The following is an 18310-nucleotide window of genomic DNA, read 5'->3' on the forward strand; positions in this document are numbered from 1 at the left end:
CGCAGCCCAGTCCGTCGCTCGCCACCGGGTATGTCCGTGTCTGTCACAGTCCGGTAACGGACCGGTCCCTGGGCTTTCGCCTGGTCGACGGCGACGCCTAGCCTGTGCACGGTCACAGCCAGGCGCGCGCAGTCCGCTGCTCGGCCACGGTCGACGACGACGTACGACCGATGACGCTCGCCACGAAGGGACAACGCCGTGTCTTCACTGCCTCGTCGACTCAGGGCCGCCGCCTGCCTGGCGTCCGGATCGGTCATCCTCGCGCTGGTCCCGGGAGCCGTGCTCCCGGCGGCGGCCGCCGACCCGGCCCCGGTCGACGCCGGGATCACCGTGCAGAAGGTCGAGGGGATGCCCGAGGGCTTCATGCGCGGCGTCGACGTCTCCACGGCCCTCTCCCTGGAGGAGAGCGGCGTGACGTTCCGGGACACGGACGGCCAGGTCGCGGACCTGTTCGACGTGCTGGCCGAGTCCGGCGTCACCGACGTGCGCGTGCGCGTCTGGAACGACCCCTGGGACGCGCAGGGCCACGGGTACGGCGCCGGCAACGTGGACGTCGAGCGGGCGGTGGAGATCGGCGAGCGGGCGACCGCCGCGGGACTGGGCGTGCTGGTCGACTTCCACTACTCCGACTTCTGGGCGGACCCGAGCAAGCAGCAGGCCCCCAAGGCGTGGGCCGGGCTGTCGGTCGCCGAGAAGGCAGCTGCCGTGGAGACCTACACGGCGCAGAGCCTGCAGGCGTTCGAGGACGCCGGGGTCGACGTCGACATGGTGCAGGTCGGCAACGAGACGAACAACGGCATCGCGGGCGTGACCGGCTGGGACGACATGGCGCAGATCTTCTCGGCAGGCAGCGCCGCCGTCCGCGACGTGCTCCCGGACGCGCTCGTCGCGCTGCACTTCACCAACCCGGAGTCGGCCGGCCGGTACGCCGGGTACGCGGCCGAGCTCGACGCGCGGGACGTCGACTACGACGTCTTCGCCTCGTCGTACTACCCGTTCTGGCACGGCACGCTGGACAACCTGACGGCGGTGCTGAGCGACGTCGCGACCACGTACGGCAAGAAGGTCATGGTCGCGGAGACGTCGTGGGCGCGGACCCTCGAGGACGGCGACGGACAGCCCAACGTGATCCGCGAGGGCTCGGTCGCCGACCCCGCCTACCCGTACTCGGTGCAGGGCCAGGCGAACGAGGTGCGTGACGTGATGCAGGCCGTCGCGGACGTGCCGGGCGACGCCGGGATCGGCGTCTTCTACTGGGAGCCCGCGTGGCTGCCCGTCGGCCCCCCGAGCGCGCTCGAGGCGAACAAGGTGCTGTGGGAGCGGGACGGCTCCGGCTGGGCGACGAGCTACGTCGGGGAGTACGACCCCGTCGACGCGGGCGCCCGCTACGGCGGCTCCGAGTGGGACAACCAGGCGCTGTTCGACTTCGCGGGGAACCCGCTGGAGTCCTTGCAGGTGTTCCGGTACGTGCTGACCGGTGCGGTCGCGCCGCGGGCGGTCTACTCGATCGAGTCGCCCAGCGTGACGGTCACCGACGGTGACGCCGTGGTTCTCCCGGGCACGGTCGCGGTCACGTACAACGACCTGACCGTCGTCGATGTCGCCGTGACGTGGAGCGACTCGGTCGCGTGGATCCGCGGCCCGGGCACGTACACGATCAGCGGGGTCACGGCCGACGGCGACGCCGTGACGGCGACCGTGCGAGTTCTCCCGGTCAACGTGGTGCCCAACGGCAGCTTCGAGAGCTGGGGCGCCGGCTGGTCGCTCGACTGGAACGTGGCGAACGTCAAGGAAGAGCCGGCGAACGTGCACAGCGGCACGATGGCCGTGAACTTCTGGAGCGGCTCCGACGCCACCTTCTCCGTGGGCCGCCAGGTCACCGGGGTCGCGCCCGGCGCCTACACGCTCTCGGTGTGGAACCACGGTGCGCCCGAGGTCGGTGGCGTCAGCCTCTCGGCGCAGACGTCGGCAGGCTCCTGGTCCGTGCCGATGCCGCAGACCGGGTGGGCGCTCTGGGCGAACCCGTCGGTCGACGACGTGGTCGTCGGGGCGGACGGTGTCGTGACCGTCGCGGTCGGCGGATCGGTCCCGGCGAACGGCTGGGGCTGGTTCGACGACGTCGTGCTGACCCCCAGCACCGGCGCCGCAGCACCCGACACCTCCGCGCTCGACGCCGCGCTCGCGGCCGCCGGTGCCGTCCACCGCGCCTGGTACACGGACGCCTCGCTCGCGGCGCTCGACCACGCGGTGGAGGTCGGGCAGGTCGTCCTCGCCGGCAGCTTCGCCACCGCCGACGACGTCGCCGCGGCGACGGCGCTGGTCAACGGCGCCGTCGCGGAGCTCGAGGTCAGCGCGCTCGCGGCCCCGACCGTGACGGCCACGTTGGCGGCGACCACCGTGAGCACCGTGACGCCCGCGTCGGTCCACGTGACGGTGAGCGCCGGCGCGTCGGCCGCACCGACCGGCCAGGTCACCGTGCACTACGGCTCGCAGTCGGTCATCGCGACCCTGACCGCCGCCGACGCGGGTCAGGTCACCGTGCCGCTGCCCGTCCTGCCCGCCGGCACCTACGCCGTCTCGGTGGACTACGCCGGTGACGCGGCTGTCGCGCCCGGGAACGCCCCCGCCGGCACGCTCACCGTCGCCAGGCTCGCGTCCACGGTCACCGCGCACGTGCGCCGTGCCGTCGTCACGACGAGCACCAGGGCCGTGGTCGACGTGACGGTCGGCTCGGTGCCGCCGGGCACGGTCCCGACGGGGACGGTCACGGTCACCTCCGGCACCGCGACCACGGAGGTCCCGCTCTCGCAGGCGGACGGAGGCCGGCTCGCGGTCGAGCTGCCCCGCCTGGCGATCGGGCTCTACGCCGTCAAGGTGACCTACTCCGGCGACGCGGTGGTCGCCGGGTCCTCGGCCACGGCGGGCCTGGTCGCGGTCGTCCGGACACCGCCGGTCGTGACGGCGCAGCTCGCCGGCGCGACCGTCAGCCCGTCGCAGGCCGCGAAGGTCGCCGTCACGGTGCAGGCGGCGGACTTCACGTCGCCGACCGGCACGGTCCGGGTGACCTACGGCTCGAGGTCGACGTCCGTGCCCCTGCGGGCGAGCGACGGCGGGAGCGTGACGGTCACGCTCGCGACGCTGCCGAAGGGCACGTACACCGTGCACGTGGTCTACGTGAGCGACGACAGGAGGGTCGGCAGTGGCGTCGCAGCGCCGCTGCGGCTGACCGTGCGCTGACTCCCGTGCCAGCATCAGGCGTGCTGAGCGTGAGCGTCATCGTCACCGCGTTCGACCAGGGCGAGCTGGTCGCCGAGGCGGTCGAGTCGGTCCTGCGCCAGACCCGCGTCCCGGACGCCGTCATCGTGGTCGACGACGGCTCGACGGACGACGAGTCGGTCGAGGTCGTCGAGCGCCTCCAGGGGGATGCTCGCGTCCGGGTGCTGCGGCAGCCCAACCGCGGCGTCGGCGCGGCCCGCAACGCGGGGATCGCCGCCGCGGGGACCGACCTCGTGGCCGTGCTGGACGGCGACGACCGCCTCGCACCGACGTTCCTCGAGCGGACGACCGCGGTGCTGGACGGCGACCCCGACGCACGTGCCGCGTCGTCGTGGCTGCGTGCGCACGGGGTGATCGACGCGGTCGTGCGGCCCGGGGGAGGGTCGGCGGTGGACTTCCTGCATCGCAACGCCTGCCCGGCCACGGCGGTCGTCCGCCGCGACGCCTGGCGTGCGGTCGGCGGCTACGACGAGGACATGCGCGCCGGGTTCGAGGACTGGGACTTCTTCCTGTCGCTCGTCGGCGACGGTGGGCACGTCGCCGTCGTGCCGGAGCCGCTCATCGAGTACCGGACGGCGCCCGCCTCCGCGAACGTCCGCTCCATGGACGCCCGGCTCGAGCTCTACGGCCGCCTCGTCGACAAGCACCGCGCCGTCTTCGAGCGGCACCTGCGGGAGGTGCTGCTGGCGCTCGAGGCCCGCGCCATGGACGCTGCCGGGCGGTGGGAAGACCTCGTGGCCGCGGACCGCTCACTCCCGGTCGGGGAGGTCTCGTACGGCGACGGCGGCATGGCCGCGGCCGTCCGGATCGCCGTGCGCCGGGGCTGACCCCAGGGCGGCGGGGGCGTCGAGTCGGCGCAGGACCAGGAGTGCGATGCCCGCGGACAGGACCTCGCCGGCGGCCAGGCCGGTCCACGTGCCGGTGGGGCCGGTGTGGCCCAGGGCGAGCACGAGCGGCACCTTGACCAGGAGGAGCGTTCCGACGGCGAGGACGTAGGACGGTCGTGGTCTGCCCAGGGCCTGGAAGTACGCGGAGACCAGCGGCGTGACGCCGGCCGCGGCGAACCCGATCGCGAGGATGCGCAGAGCGTCGACGGACTCGGACCGGACGGAGGCGTCGTCGACGAACGCGGCGGCGATGGGCTCGGCGAGCAGGGCGACGCAGCCGGCGGCGACGGCGCTGTAGACGAGGGTCCCGCGCAGCGACAGGGTCCGCGCGCGTCGGACGCGCGTGGTGAGCCGGCGCCCGGCGTTGTACCCGACGATCGGCTGCATCCCCTGGCTGATGCCGAGCTGCGGCATCGCGACGAACGTCTGGATGCGCGAGCAGATCGCGAAGGCGGCGAGCGCCGCGGTGGCGGCCGCCACCCCGGACAGCGTGGTGTTGACCACGACGACGAGCAGGGTGGCGCCGAAGCCGGCGAGGAACGAGGGGGCGCCGATGCCCACGAGGGTGCGAACCGTCGGGAGGTGGGGACGCAGGTCGGACGCGCGCACCCGGTAGGGGCGGTGCCGCTGGACGAAGAAGAACCACAGGCTCATGGCGGCGGAGACGGCCTGACCGCCGACGGTGCCCAGGGCGGCTCCGCGGACGCCGAGGTCCAGTCCGAAGATGAGCAGCGGATCGAGGGTGATCTGGATGGCGACCGGGACGACCCACAGCATCGTGGCGAACCGCATCCGGCCCTCGGCGCGCACCAGGCTGGAGAACCCGGTCGAGACGACCGCACCGGCCAGGATGACCACGGCGTAGTCGCGTGCGTAGTCGAGGGTCGGGCCGTGGGCGCCGAGCAGCCGCAGGAGCGGCTCGAGCCCGGTCAGCCCGATCACGGTGATGCCGACGGCGGTGGCCCAGAACGCGATGAAGGCGTTCCCGGCGGCGCGCGCGGCGGTCCTCGTGTCGCCGGCACCGAGGTGCCGGGAGACGACCGAGGCTGCTCCGACGCCGAGGGCGGTCGAGACCGCGCCCAGCGCCAGGAGCAGCGGGGCGACGAGGTTGACCGCCGCCATCGCGGTGGTCCCGACGCCGCGGGCGACGAACCAGGCGTTGGTCAGCGCGTAGATCCCGTAGACCCCGACCGCGATGGTGGTCTGGGTGCAGGCCTGCCACAGCAGCCGCCCGACGGGCCGTTCGCCCAGGGCGGCGGCGTCGAGCGTGCGGGAGCTCACGGCTCGGTGAGCAGGCGCATCATCCTGTCGATCTGCCCTCGCGCCCAGTCGTACTGGGTCGGTGTCGTGTGTCCGCGGTAGACGGTCTCGATCGCCATGATCACGACCAGGTGCAGGGTGTACAGGCGCCGGCGCGTCTGCTCCCTCGGTGTGAGGTCCGCATGGCCGTAGCCGCGCATGAAGGGTGTCGGGTCGCCGAAGTCGGGCAGGTCGATGGCGGCGAAGCCGGCCTCCATCAGCGGGTCCCCGTACAGGGCGCGTTCGTGGTCGATGATCGTGACGATCCTGCCGTCGCGGACCATGACGTTGGAGTCCCAGAGGTCCCACTCGACGAACCGCGGCTCGACGACGTCGTCGAGGACGTCCGCGTGCAGCGCGACGACCTTGCGGATCTCGTCGTAGTCCCGGCCGATGTCGACGGTGCGGGCCTCCCCGTCGGCGAGGTTGGCCTCCACGATGCCGGTGAACGCGGTGCGCCAGGACGGCTGACCTGGGCCGGCGAGCGGTCCGAACCAGCCGCCGCGCAGGGAGTTCAGCTCGCGGTTGGCGACCCCGAGCGCCTCGTTGTACGCGTCGCGCTGCTCGGTGCCCAGGTCCTTGCTGATGATGCCGAAGTTGTCGGCGTCGACGAACGGCATGAAGAAGTAGTCGGCGTCGACGAGCTCGTGGCTCAGGTCGGCGTGGTCGACGTGCGGGACCGGGACGTCGGTGCGCTCCGCGATCAACGCCAGCGCAGCGAGCTCGATGCGCATCGCGCCGCGCTCCGCGGTCATCACCGGCACGTCCCGCGGCGGCGCGATCTTCACCGCCACGGCCCGGCCGTCGCGCAGCACGATCCGGTAGGCGACGTTGAACCAGCCGTGCCCCAGCTCCTCGAGCCAGGTGTCCGGCTCGCCCGTGGGCACCTGGTCGGCGCCGTAGGCACGTTCGACCATCGCACGCAGCGTCGCGGGCGTCTGGCGGTTCTTCGTGATGCTCTCCATCGAGTCCTCACTATCGTTCGGCGGGTGGTCAGTGTGGCGGCGGTGCGGTGCTCGCCCGGACGATGAGCTCGGTGGGCACGACCGTCAGGGCCGGCGGTGCGACGGACCGCGACCGGAGCTGACCGACGACCAGGGTGATCAGCGCGCGGCCGATGGCGTGGAAGTCCTGCCGGACGGTCGTCAGGGGAGGCGACGTCCAGCCGGCGACGGCGATGTCGTCGAAACCCACCACGGAGACGTCCTCCGGCACGCGGCGGCCGGCCTCGTGCAGCGCCCGGACGAGGCCGAGCGCCATCTCGTCGTTGGCGCAGAACACGGCGGTGACCTCGGGGTCGGCCGCGAGCCGCAGGCCGGCCTCATAGCCGTCGTGCGCGCTCCAGTCGCCGTACACCGGCTCGGGAGGACGGATCCCGGCCTCCAGGAGGCAGCGGCGCCACGTGCCGCTGCGCACCAGGGCGTGCTCCGAGTCCTGCGGCCCGGCGAGGTGGTGCACGGTGCGGTGTCCCAGGCCGAGGAGATGGCGCACCGCATCCTCGCTGCCCTGGACCTGGTCGGCGGAGACGGTGGGGTAGTGGCCCGCGAACTTGGAGAAGGACACTGCGACCGGCATTCCTGCGGGGAGCACCAGCGTCGCCGGCGAGGCCTGCTCGGCCCGCATGATGACGAGGCCGTCGATGGCCTGGTGCGAGATCCGATGTGCGGCGTGGTCCCAGCTCTCGCGGGCGGGGTTGCGCACGTGGAGCAGCGTGACCGAGTAGTCCTCGAGCGCGGCGGCCTCGACGAGGGCCTCGGCCGTCAGGGCCTCGCCGGTGCGCTGGAAGCCGGTCGAGAGCACTCCGATGGCGCCGAACGTGCCGTTCCGCAACGCCTGGGCCGCCCGGTTCGGCGAGTACCCGAGCTGGTCCATCGCGTGCACGACCTTGGCGCGGGTGCTCGGTCGGACGGAGTCGGCGCCGGTCGAGACACGGGACACCGTCTGCGGCGACACCCCGGCGAGGCGGGCGACGTCGCCGATCGAGGGGCCCGAGCGGCGTCGGCCGGGCGCTGGCGCGGTTGTCATGGCGAGATGCTAGTGCTACCGGGCATGTTGACGTCACCAAACGCATTAGTACGCGGAAAATACATATCTTTCCGTTACCAAACCGTCGCTGACCGGACCGCTGGCCGCTGCTATGGTGACGTCACCAAACGCCAGAGAAGGTCGAGCGAGGCCCCGTTTCGTTCGTGGTCGGTGTGGACCAGACCCCTGTGGCTTGGAGCTGGTAACCGCCTCACCACAGCACGGCGCACGACCTCACAACAGCACTGTCGACCTCTCCCGCTCGACCGCCGCGACGTTGCGGCGCTCGAGCCGGGCCGGCGACGCGGCGAGAGCCGGCACCGGTCAAGGACGACCAACAGCACGAAGGGATCACCCGATGAAGAAGACACGCACGCTCGGCGCGCTGGGCGCAGTCCTGTCGCTGAGCCTCGCCCTCGCCGCTTGCAGCGGCGGAGACGGCGGCTCGGGCGGGGATGAGACGGCCGGCGCGAGCGGTGGCTCCGGCGACAACACCCTGACGGTGTGGGCCTGGGACCCGGCGTTCAACATCTACGCCCTCCAGGAGGCCGAGAAGGTCTACCAGGCTGACCACCCGGACTTCAAGCTCGACATCGTCGAGACGCCGTGGGACGACCTGCAGACCAAGCTGACCACGCTGGCCCAGTCGGGCGAGACCGACCAGCTGCCCGACATCTTCCTCATGCAGAACAACGCGTTCCAGAAGAACGTCATCAACTACCCGGACATCTTCGCCAACTTCGACGACTCGAAGGTGGACTACACCGAGTTCCCCGACTCGGTCGTGGCGTACTCCACGGTCGACGACACCCACTACGGCGTGCCGTTCGACAACGGGACCGCGATCGGCGCGTACCGCACGGACGTCCTCGAGCAGGCCGGCTACACGATCGACGACTTCACCGACATCACGTGGGACCAGTTCCTCACGATCGGCAAGGACGTGCTGGCCAAGACGGGCAAGCCGCTGCTGACGGGCCAGGCCGGCTCGGCGGACACCATCATGATGATGCTGCAGAGCGCCGGCGCGAGCCTCTTCGATGACGAGGGCAACCCGACCATCACCGACAACGACGCGCTGCTGGCCGCCATCGACATGTACGGGCAGCTGGTCAAGGCCGGCGTCTTCGTCGAGGTCAACTCGTGGGACGAGTACATCAACACGATCGTCAACTCGAACACGGCCGGCGTCGTCAACGGCGTGTGGATCTCCGGCTCCATCCAGTCCGCCGCCGACCAGTCCGGCAAGTGGGCCGTCACCAACGTGCCGAAGCTCGACGGCGTGAAGGGCGCGACGAACTACACCGCGAACGGTGGCTCGTCCTGGGCCATCACCCCGAACGGCAACGAGGCGCTCGCCAGCGACTTCCTCGACGCCACGTTCGCCGGCTCGACCGAGTTCTACGACACGATCCTGCCCAAGTCCGGTGCACTCGCGAACTGGCTCCCGGCGGGTGAGTCGGACGTCTACAGCGAGCCGCAGGAGTTCTACGGCGGGCAGCCGATCTACGCCGACGTCCTGAAGTTCGCCGCGAAGGTGCCCAGCAACAACACGGGCGCCTACTACTACGAGGGTCGGGACGCCGTGAGCGTCGCCATCACCAACATCCTCAACGGCGCGGACCCGAAGGCCGAGCTCGACCAGGCGCAGCAGACCGTCGAGTTCGCCATGGGGTGACCTGAGGGCGGGCGGCGGAGGCCACAACACTCTCCGCCGCCCGCTTTCCTGCCCTGCCCGTCACCGCGAAGAAGAGGTGAGCCGCTCATGTCCGCTCCCACCGCACCGACCGAGGGCCGCGCGCCGAGCGCGCCCCCTCCCGGGACGAAGACGTCCCGCCCGTCCCGGCCGCCCAAGGCCGCACCCCTGTCGGCGATCCAGCGCCGCCGCAGCCTGACGGGGTGGACGTTCATCGTGCCCGCCGCGGCCATCATCGTTCTGGTCAACTTCTGGCCGATGATCCAGGCGCTCTTCCTGTCGCTCAAGACGGGACGCGGGACCAAGCTGCACTGGGCAGAGCCGCTGTGGTTGAACTACCAGCGGTTGCTCCAGGACGACCAGTTCAAGCTGACGCTGAGCACGACGTTCATCTACCTGATCATCCAGGTCCCGATCATGCTGCTGCTGGCGATGCTGCTGGCGAACCTGCTCAACGCGCCGTGGCTGCGGTGGAAGGGGTTCTTCCGGACCGCGATCTTCCTGCCCTGCGCGGTGGGCCTCGTGTCCTACTCGCTCGTGTTCCGGCAGATCTTCGCCACGGACGGCCTCGCCAACGACCTGCTCACGCAGTTCGGGATACTCGACTCTCCGGTCAACTGGCTCGGCCAGACGAACACGGCCCGGATGGTGATCATCCTCGGCCTGCTGTGGCGGTGGACCGGCTACAACATGATCTTCTTCCTGGCCGCCCTCCAGAACATCGACAGGTCGACCCTCGAGGCCGCCCGCGTCGACGGCGCGAACGGGTTCAAGACCTTCTGGTACGTGACCATGCCGCAGCTCAAGCCCATCATCCTGCTCTGCGCGATCCTGTCGACCAACGGGACGCTGCAGATGTTCGACGAGTCGTTCAACCTCACCGCCGGTGGTCCGGGCAACACGACGATGTCGGTCTCGCACTACCTGTACAACGTGTCGTTCCGCAACAGCCCCAACTTCGGGTACGCGGCTGCGATCTCCTACGCGATCCTCATCATCGTGGCCATCCTGGCCGCCATCCAGCTGAAGGTGGGCGACAAGCGTGACTAGGACAACTCTTCGCCGGATCCCCGCATACGTGTTCCTCTGGGTCGCGGTCATCCTGTCGGTCTTCCCGCTCTACTTCATGACCGTCTCGGCGACGAACACCAGCAACGAGGTCCTGGCGTCCAAGCTGCTGCCGGGTGGCCACCTGCTCGACAACTTCAAGGCGCTCGTCGACTCCCAGCCCCTGGGGACGGCGTTCTACCACTCGGCGGTCAACGCCATCGCGACGACCCTGCTCGCCCTGGTGCTGTGCTCCATCGCGGGGTACGCGTTCGAGATCTACCACTCGCGGGCGAAGGACGCCGTCATGGCCATCCTGCTCCTGGCGATCATGATCCCGTTCGCGGCGACGATGATCCCGCTGTTCCGCCTCTTCGCCCAGCTGGGACTGGTGAACTCGACGGTCGCGGTCATCGTGCCCCTGATCGCGACGCCGTTCCTCATCCTGCTGTTCCGGCAGGCCTCGCGGACGTTCCCGCACGAGATCATCGAGGCGGCGCGCCTCGACGGGCTGGGCGAGGTGAGCATCTTCGCGCGCATCTACCTGCCGACGATGAAGCCCACCCTCGCTGCCGCGGGTGTCATCACCTTCCTGTTCTCGTGGAACAACTTCCTGTGGCCGAAGGTGATCCTCGTCGACAACGCGTACCAGACGTTGCCGATGCTGCTGTCGAACATGCGCGCCGGGTACGTCACCGACTACGGGAGCCTCATGCTCGCCGTGTTCATCGTCTCGGTGCCGACGGTGGTCGTGTTCCTCCTGCTGCAGCGCAGCTTCGCAGAGGGCGTCACGGGGGCCATCAAGTGACCTTCGACCTCGACCGGATCGCCGACCCCGAGCTCGTCCACGAGAACCGGCTCGCCGCGCACTCCGACCACCGGTGGTTCGCCTCTGCCCAGGAGGCGGCCACCGGGACGAGCTCCTTCGAGCAGTCGCTCATCGGGCTGTGGAAGCTGCACTACGCGAAGAGCCCCGCCCTCGTCGTCCCCGGCTTCGAGCGGGTGGACGTCGACGACAGCGGCTGGGACGACGTGCCGGTCCCCGCCCACCTTCAGCTGCTCGGCTACGACCGCCCGCAGTACACGAACGTGCAGTACCCGTGGGACGGCTACGAGCAGGTCGAGCCGGGGCAGGTTCCCCAGCGGTTCAACCCCGTGGCGACGTACCGGCGGACCTTCGCCCTCGAGCACCCGCTCGGGCCCGGCGAGCGGCTGAGCGTGAGCTTCCACGGCGCCGAGAGCGCCGTGGCCGTCTGGCTGAACGGCGCCTACGTGGGCTACGGGACGGACTCCTTCACGCCGTCGGAGTTCGACCTCACCGACGCGTTGGTCGCCGGCGAGAACGTCCTCGTGGCGCAGGTGGTCCGGTGGAGCGCCGGCTCGTGGATCGAGGACCAGGACTTCTTCCGGTTCTCGGGCCTGTTCCGGGACGTCGTCCTGTACCGGCGGCCCGCGGTGCACGTCGAGGACGTGCGCGTGGTCACCGACGTCGCGGACGACCTCTCCGAGGCGACGGTGCGCGTGCGCGTCGACCTGGCCGGCGACGGCCGCGTGGACGCCAGGATCACCGGTGCGGGAGAGCTCTCCGGCGACGACGAGCTCGTGGTCCGCATCGAGAGCCCGCGGCTGTGGAGCGCGGAGGACCCGCACCGGTACGACCTCGTGCTCGACGTGTACGACGCGTCGGGCCGCCTGACCGAGCACGTCCCCGTGAAGGTGGGGGTGCGACGGTTCGGCATCGAGGACGGCCTGCTGAAGGTCAACGGGTCCCGCGTGGTCTTCAACGGGGTCAACCGGCACGAGTTCGGCCTGCAGGGTCGCGTGATCACCCGCGAGCAGACCGAGGCCGACGTCCGGCTCATGAAGCGGCTGAACATCAACGCCGTGCGGACCAGCCACTACCCGAACAACTCGTTCTTCTACGAGCTCTGCGACAAGTACGGGCTCTACGTCATCGACGAGATGAACCTCGAGTCGCACGGGATGTGGGACCGGATCAGGTTCGCTGGGGCGGGGGTCGAGGAGGCGTTGCCCGGGGATCGTCCCGAGTGGCTGCCCACTCTGCTCGATCGCGCCGAGAGCATGCTGGAGCGGGACAAGAACCACCCCAGCGTCGTGATGTGGTCGTGCGGCAACGAGTCGTTCGGCGGGACGACCATCCTGGAGGTCGCGGAGTACTTCCGTCGCGCGGACTCCCGGCCGGTGCACTACGAAGGCGTCCACTGGGACCCGCGGCACCCGCAGACGACCGACGTGGTCTCGCGGATGTACGCGCCGGCGGCCGAGATCGAGGAGTTCCTCGCGTCGCACCGCGACAAGCCCTACCTGCTGTGCGAGTACGCCCACTCGATGGGCAACTCGTTCGGGGCGGTCCACAAGTACGTCGACCTCGCCTACCGCGAGCCTCTGTTCCAGGGCGGCTTCATCTGGGACTTCGCCGACCAGGCACTCCGGCGCACCGACGCCGCTGGCCGGGAGTACTTCGGCTACGGCGGGGACTTCGGGGACGCGCCGCACGACTCCGACTTCAGCGGCAACGGCATCGTCTTCGCCGATCGCACCCTCAAGCCGCTCACCCAGGAGGTGCGGTACCTCTACCAGGGCTACCGGCTCTCGGTGGGCAGCGACAAGGTCACGGTCGAGAACCGGCACCTCGCCACCCCTTCGTCGGCGCACGAGTGCGTCGTGACCCTCGCCCGGGAGGGCCGGGTGCTCCAGGAGGAGGTGCTGGAGACGGCCGTCGCCCCGGGGGCCTCGGAGATCTACGCGCTCCCGGTCACCGTGCCGACCGCGCCCGGCGAGTACACGGTCGACGTGTCCTTCCGGCTGCGTCGCACCACGCGCTGGGCGCCGGCGGGGCACGAGGTGGCCTACGAGCAGGCGGTCGTGTCCGTCCCGGCCGCGGCCTCGACGTCGACCCGGCGGGTCGCCGCGCCGGAGGTGGTCCACGGCATCCACAACGTGGGCGTGCGGGGCCGGCACTTCACCGCCCTGTTCTCGCGGCTGCACGGCGGGCTGCTCTCGTACCGCTACGGGCTGACGCCGGACGGGGGCCGCGAGCTCCTGCGGTCGGTGCCCCAGCCGTGCTTCTGGCACGCACCCACCTCCAACGAGCACGGCTGGGGCGCCCCCGTGCAGGACGGCGCGTGGCTCATCGCCAGCCGGTACGCGACGGCTGTCCGCGGTCCCGACCAGCCGGCGGTCGAGCAGACGGACGCCGGCGTCCTGGTCCGCTTCCGGTACGAGCTGCCCACGTCGCCCGCGGGGGAGTGCGAGCTCTCCTACCTCGTGGACGGTGACGGGCGCGTCGAGGTGACCCTCACCGTGCGTCCCGGCGCGGGGCTGTCGGACATGCCGGAGCTCGGGCTGCTGCTGGTGACCGACCCCGCGTTCCGCACCCTGCGCTGGTACGGCGAGGGGCCCGAGGAGTCCTACGTCGACCGCCGAGCAGGCGCGCGGCTGGGCGTGTGGGACGCCGACGTCCGTACCTCGCTCACGCCGTACCTGCGTCCGCAGGAGGCGGGCAGCCGGACCGGCGTGCGCTGGGCGACCGTGACCGACGAGCAGGGTGCCGGCCTGCGGTTGGAGTCGGACCACGGGATGGAGCTGTCGGCCCTGCCGTGGACGCCGTTCGAGATCGAGAACGCGGCGCACCACACCGAGCTGCCGCCGATCTACCAGACGGTCCTGCGGCCGGCGCTCCAGCGGCGCGGGGTCGGTGGCGACGACTCCTGGGGCGCACAGACCCATCCCGAGTACCGCCTGCCCACCCAGACCGAGCTGACGTTCCGGTTCGCCTTCCGGGGCCTCCTCTAAGGCCCGGCACCTCGCCGACGGGAGTGCGTGCACTCCCGTCGGCGGCCGGTTCGCCGCGGCCTGAGCTCGGATCGGGCTCCGCCCGCTCTTACCACCACGGAGAGACGACCATGGCTCTGCAGCACGACCGAGTGCGGTTCGGCGCGGCGTACTACTACGAGTACGCCGGTCCGGGTCAGGACCCGAAGCCCGAGACGCTGGAGCGGGACCTCGACCTCATGCAGGCCGCGGCGTTCTCGGTGATCCGGGTGGGGGAGTCGGTCTGGTCCACGTGGGAGCCCGACGAGGGCAGGTTCGAGCTCGACTGGCTCGAGCCCGTCCTCGACGGGGCACTGGCCCGGGGGATCGACGTGGTGATCGGCACGCCGACGTATGCGTTGCCGATGTGGCTGGTCCGGCGCTACCCCGAGGTCGCCGGCGAGGACCGCACGGGCCACCCGATGGGCTGGGGCGCACGGCAGGAGGCGGACTTCACGCACCCGGTGTTCCGGTTCCACGCCGAGCGGATCCTGCGCAAGATCGTCGAGCGCTACCGGGACCACCCCGCCGTGATCGGCTTCCAGGTGGACAACGAGCCCGGGCTGCACCTCCTGCACAACCACGGGGTGTTCCAGCGGTTCGTCGACCACCTGCGGCACACGTACGGCGACGTCGAGACCCTGAACCGCGAGTGGGGCCTCGTCTACTGGTCGCACCGGCTGTCGTCGTGGGCGGACCTGTGGACCCCGGACGGCAACGCCCAGCCGCAGTACGACCTCGCCTGGCGCGAGTTCCAGGCAGCCCTGACCACCGAGATGATCGCCTGGCAGGCCCAGGCGGTCCGCGAGCTCGCCCGGTCCGACCAGTTCGTCACCACCTGCATCTCCTACGAGCGCCCGGCGCTCGAGGACGCCGACCTCGCCGCCGTCCTGGACGTCACGAGCGGGAACCCCTACTACCGCATGCAGGACGGGCTCGCGCACCCGAGTGCAGCCGTCGTGCCGCAGTACTGGACGACCGAGGGGACCTGGACGCTGTTCCAGTCGGGCGACGCGATGTTCTCCAGCCGGGGCGAGCCGTTCCTGGTGACCGAGACGGATGCCCAGGCGATCGGTGGCCCGAGCACCAACTACCCGGCCTATCCCGGCCAGTGGCGCCAGGCGGCCTGGGCGCTGGTCGCGCGGGGCGCGCGGATGGTCGAGTACTGGCACTGGCACACGCTGCACTACGGGACCGAGACGTACTGGGGCGGCGTCCTGCCGCACAGCGGGCAGCCGGGCCGGGCCTACGCCGAGATCGCCCGGCTGGGTGAGGAGCTCTCCGGGGCGGGCGGCGCGATCGCCGACGCGACGCCCGACGCCGACATCGCGATCCTGTCGTCGACCAAGGCCCGGTTCGCGCTCGCCGCCCAGCCGCCGCTGCAGCTCCCCGACGGCGCCGGGGACCGCAACAGCTACCCCCGGATCGTCGCGTCCTTCTACCGGGGCGCTTTCGACGCCGGCCTGCAGGTGCGCGTGGTGCGCCCGCGCTACCTGTTCGACGAGGCACCGGCGCAGGCCGCCCGCACCCATCCGGTGCTGGTCGCGGCCGGCTACTACCCGGCCTCCGACCGCGACCTCGACTGGCTCCGGCGGTACGCCGAGGCCGGCGGGCACCTCGTCGTTGGGCCCCGGACCGGGTACGCGGACGACGAGGCGCGCGCACGGGCCGAGACCCAGCCCGCGCGCCTGTCCGAGCCGGCCGGAGCCTGGTACGACGAGTTCTCCAACCTCGACGAGCCGGTCCCGGTGCGCGGGTCCGCCGCGTTCCCGCTCGACGACGGCGCGGCGGCGACGGCCTGGGCCGAGTGCCTCGTCGCGGACGGCGCGGACGTCCTCGCCACCTACGAGCACCCGCACCTCGGAGCCTGGGCGGCGGTCACCACGCGGGCGTACGGCGCGGGTCGCGTGACGGTCGTCGGCACCGTGCCGGACCTGAGCCTCGCCCGCAGCCTGGCGCACTGGTTGGTGCCGACCCCGCTCGCCGGCTGGTCCGACCTGCCGCCGAGCGTCACCGTCCACAGCTCGACCCGACCCGACGGCGCGCGCGTGCACGTCGTCCACAACTGGTCCTGGGAGGCCACCGTGCTCACCGTTCCTACCGACCTCGACGTCATCGCGGCGCCGCACGGGTCCTGGCCGACCCCGGCTCGGTTCACCCCGGGCGACACCGTCACGCTCGGCGCGTGGGACGTGCTCGTGGCGGTGACCCGGTGAGCGCGCGCTGGACCGGCCCGTGGCCCAGCGAGGGCATCGCGTTCGGTGCGGACTACAACCCGGAGCAGTGGCCGGAGGAGGTCTGGGCCGAGGACGTCGCGCTCATGCGCGAGGCGGGCGTGACGCTGGTGAGCGTCGGGATCTTCTCCTGGGGCGAGCTGGAGCCCGAGGAAGGACGGTTCGAGTTCGGGTGGCTCGACCGGGTGCTGGACCTGCTGCACGAGGCCGGGATCGGGGTGGACCTGGCGACGCCCAGCGCGGCCCCGCCGGTCTGGCTGCACCTGCAGCACCCCGAGATGCTGCCGGTGGACGCCGACGGCCTGCGGTTCACGCACGGCAGCCGCGAGTCGTGGTGCGTGAGCTCGCCGGTCATCCGGCACCACGCCACGCGGATCGCCCGGGTGGTCGCCGAGCGGTACGGCCACCATCCCGCGGTGAAGATGTGGCACGTGTCCAACGAGCTCGCCTGCCACAACGGGCGCTGCTACTGCGACGTCTCGGCGGCCGCGTTCCGCGACTGGCTGGGCAAGGAGTACGCGGACATCGACGCGCTCAACCTGGCGTGGGGGACTGCGTTCTGGGGTCAGCGCTACACGTCCTTCGAGCAGATCCTGCCGCCCCGACGCTCCACGACGATCCCCAACCCGGGGCAGCGGCTCGCGTTCGAGCGGTTCTCGTCCGACGCGTTCGTCGCGCACCTCGAGGCCGAGGCGGCGGTGCTGCGCGAGGTGACGCCGCACCTGCCGGTGACCACCAACTACATGGTCATGGGCGACTTCCACCAGATCGACTACACGCAGACCACGCCGTTGGTCGACATCGTGTCCAACGACCACTACCTCTGGGGCGAGGACCCGCGCGGGTGGGCGGAGCTCGCCTTCAGCGCCGACAGGACCCGCGGGCTGGCCGGGGGACACCCCTGGATCCTCATGGAGCACTCCACGAGCGCGGTCAACTGGCAGCCGCGCAACATCGCCAAGGAGCCCGGGCAGATGCTGCGCAACGCGCTGCAGCACGTCGCCCGCGGCTCGGACGGCGTGCTCTTCTTCCAGTGGCGGCAGTCGCGCGCCGGCGCGGAGAAGTACCACTCCGGGCTGGTTCCGCACGCCGGCCGGGACTCCCAGCTGTTCCGGGACGTCGTCGAGCTCGGCGCGACCCTGGGCCGCCTCGCCGAGGTGCGGGGGAGCGAGGTCGAGCAGGCACGCGTGGCACTCCTGTGGGACACGCAGGCGTGGTGGGCCGCCGAGCTCGAGGCCCACCCGACCGTCGACCTGCGCTACCTCGACCTCGCGCAGCGCATGCACGGCGCGCTGCTCGACGCCGGTGTCACGGTGGACGTCCTGCCGGCCGGGTCGTCGCTCGACGGCTACGACGTCGTCCTGGTGCCCACGCTCTACCTGGCCCCGCCGGACCTTGCGGACCGGCTGACCGAGGTCGTGGCCCGCGGCGGACAGGTGCTCGTCTCCTACTTCTCGGGCATCGTCGACGGCTCCGACCGGGTGCTCCTGGGTGGGTACCCGGGGGCGTTCCGGGACCTGCTGGGGGTGCGCGTGGAGGAGTTCGCGCCGCTGGCGGCCGAGGGGACCACGGCGCTGAGCGACGGGGGCACCGGGGAGGTCTGGACCGAGCGGATGACGTCGACAGGCGCCGAGGTCCTGGCGACCTACGTCGACGGACCGTCGGCGGGCGGTCCTGCGGTCACGCGCCGGACCACGCGGTCGAGCGGTGCGGCGTGGTACCTGTCGACCCGCCTCGACCACCCGTCCCTCACCGACCTGCTCGGGCGCGTGCTCGCTGCGGCCGGCGTGTCGTCCCTCGTCCCGTCGCCCGGCGGCCTGGAGGTCGTGCGCCGGACGGGCGCGTCCGGCAGCTGGCTGTTCGCGCTCAACCACACCGACGCGGGCGTGCCTCTGCACGTCTCCGGGCACGACCTGGTGGCCGACCGACGTCACGAGGCGGGGGCGGACGTCCCGGCGCGGGGCGTCGTCGTCGTCCGAGAGGACTGATCGGGCTCGTGTTCCCCTAGAGTC

At 71.4% G+C, this 18310-nt stretch carries 11 protein-coding genes; 8 read left to right on the top strand and 3 right to left on the bottom strand.

Features of this window, described 5'->3' with window-relative positions:
- The first annotated feature begins 198 nt into the window (after nucleotides 1-198).
- Both AC1DQC_RS05060 and AC1DQC_RS05065 read left to right on the top strand, forming a co-directional pair.
- The gene (locus AC1DQC_RS05060; RefSeq protein WP_477050127.1) at nucleotides 199-3237 is read left to right on the top strand and encodes a glycosyl hydrolase 53 family protein; all 3039 of its coding nucleotides are present in this window, start codon (nucleotides 199-201) and stop codon (nucleotides 3235-3237) included.
- 29 nt (nucleotides 3238-3266) lie between these two features.
- On the top strand, nucleotides 3267-4103 hold the full coding sequence (locus tag AC1DQC_RS05065; RefSeq protein ID WP_477050128.1) for a glycosyltransferase family A protein: 837 nt from the start codon (nucleotides 3267-3269) through the stop codon (nucleotides 4101-4103).
- Here the strand turns inward: AC1DQC_RS05065 and AC1DQC_RS05070 are convergent.
- From AC1DQC_RS05070 to AC1DQC_RS05080, 3 genes are read right to left on the bottom strand one after another with little or no spacing between them, the layout of a single operon-like run.
- Nucleotides 4026-5444, bottom strand: coding sequence for an MATE family efflux transporter (locus AC1DQC_RS05070; RefSeq protein WP_477050129.1), 1419 nt, complete (start codon nucleotides 5442-5444; stop codon nucleotides 4026-4028). The genes AC1DQC_RS05065 and AC1DQC_RS05070 overlap by 78 nt on opposite strands.
- On the bottom strand, nucleotides 5441-6427 hold the full coding sequence (locus tag AC1DQC_RS05075) for a phosphotransferase family protein (protein WP_477050130.1): 987 nt from the start codon (nucleotides 6425-6427) through the stop codon (nucleotides 5441-5443). The genes AC1DQC_RS05070 and AC1DQC_RS05075 overlap by 4 nt, the downstream gene beginning before the upstream one ends.
- A gap of 28 nt (nucleotides 6428-6455) precedes the next feature.
- Complete coding sequence (locus AC1DQC_RS05080; protein ID WP_477050131.1) at nucleotides 6456-7487, bottom strand: LacI family DNA-binding transcriptional regulator; 1032 nt, start codon at nucleotides 7485-7487, stop codon at nucleotides 6456-6458.
- 358 nt (nucleotides 7488-7845) lie between these two features.
- On the opposite strand from AC1DQC_RS05080, the gene AC1DQC_RS05085 reads away from it, so the two are divergent.
- The 6 genes from AC1DQC_RS05085 (at nucleotide 7846) to AC1DQC_RS05110 (ending at nucleotide 18286) form a co-directional block, all read left to right on the top strand.
- Nucleotides 7846-9165, top strand: coding sequence for an ABC transporter substrate-binding protein (locus AC1DQC_RS05085; RefSeq protein WP_477050132.1), 1320 nt, complete (start codon nucleotides 7846-7848; stop codon nucleotides 9163-9165).
- 87 nt (nucleotides 9166-9252) lie between these two features.
- On the top strand, nucleotides 9253-10233 hold the full coding sequence (locus AC1DQC_RS05090) for a carbohydrate ABC transporter permease (protein ID WP_477050133.1): 981 nt from the start codon (nucleotides 9253-9255) through the stop codon (nucleotides 10231-10233).
- Entirely contained in the window at nucleotides 10226-11038 is an 813-nt protein-coding gene (locus AC1DQC_RS05095; RefSeq protein ID WP_477050134.1) for a carbohydrate ABC transporter permease, read from the top strand. Before AC1DQC_RS05090 ends, AC1DQC_RS05095 begins: the two co-directional genes overlap by 8 nt.
- Nucleotides 11035-14046: a beta-galactosidase, LacZ type gene (gene lacZ, locus AC1DQC_RS05100; protein WP_477050135.1), complete on the top strand. Its 3012-nt coding sequence runs from the start codon at nucleotides 11035-11037 to the stop codon at nucleotides 14044-14046. The genes AC1DQC_RS05095 and lacZ overlap by 4 nt, the downstream gene beginning before the upstream one ends.
- 110 nt (nucleotides 14047-14156) lie before the next feature.
- On the top strand, nucleotides 14157-16280 hold the full coding sequence (locus AC1DQC_RS05105) for a beta-galactosidase (protein WP_477050136.1): 2124 nt from the start codon (nucleotides 14157-14159) through the stop codon (nucleotides 16278-16280).
- The gene (locus tag AC1DQC_RS05110; protein WP_477050137.1) at nucleotides 16277-18286 is read left to right on the top strand and encodes a beta-galactosidase; all 2010 of its coding nucleotides are present in this window, start codon (nucleotides 16277-16279) and stop codon (nucleotides 18284-18286) included. Before AC1DQC_RS05105 ends, AC1DQC_RS05110 begins: the two co-directional genes overlap by 4 nt.
- Nucleotides 18287-18310: the final 24 nt, after the last annotated feature.

It is taken from the genome of Cellulomonas sp. P4_H12 (assembly GCF_056400905.1).